Consider the following 515-nt stretch of genomic DNA (forward strand, 5'->3'; position numbering starts at 1 on the left):
AACCTCTCCGGTCCGCTCCGGGACCGTCTAGATATGGTGGTCACCTTAAGTGGGCAGGCGGCGACGATTAACGCGGAGGGCGAAGAAGACTCCGCAGTCATTGCCGAGCGAGTTGCCGCTGCCCGCGAGCGTGCCGCTGCGCGGTGGTGGGAGGATGGCATTTCCGCGCGGACCAATGGCGAGGTTCCTTCGTCCTACTTGCGCCGAAAGCGGCCGGCTGCGGATGCTGCAATGGTCATGTGGTCCGCCTACCTGGCGGAATGCGAAATTTCCCAGCGCGGGGTGGACCGTGTGCTCAGGCTTTCGTGGACACTAGCTGGTTTAGCAGGGAAGATGCAGCCGGACTTGGATGAGGTGGGACGCGCACTCGACCTGCGTGGCTCCATCAACGTGGGAAGGCTCGCGGCATGAGCGAATTAGATCTCTCCACCCCTTATGCCACCTGGGTATACCTCAACCGCGTGGTAGAAGGCCCTTCCGCTGCTTTGCAGGCCCTGCTTACGCAGTATCCGGCT

The 515-nt window shown here is 62.3% G+C and carries 1 protein-coding gene; it reads left to right on the forward strand.

What is annotated here, in order from left to right; all coding sequences use genetic code 11:
- Positions 1-411 (forward strand): magnesium chelatase subunit ChlI family protein (locus tag RAD15_RS43505; RefSeq protein WP_458184813.1); only part of this gene is annotated, 411 nt, incomplete at its 5' end.
- Positions 412-515 lie beyond the last annotated feature (104 nt).

The organism is Bradyrhizobium sp. 14AA (assembly GCF_054185205.1).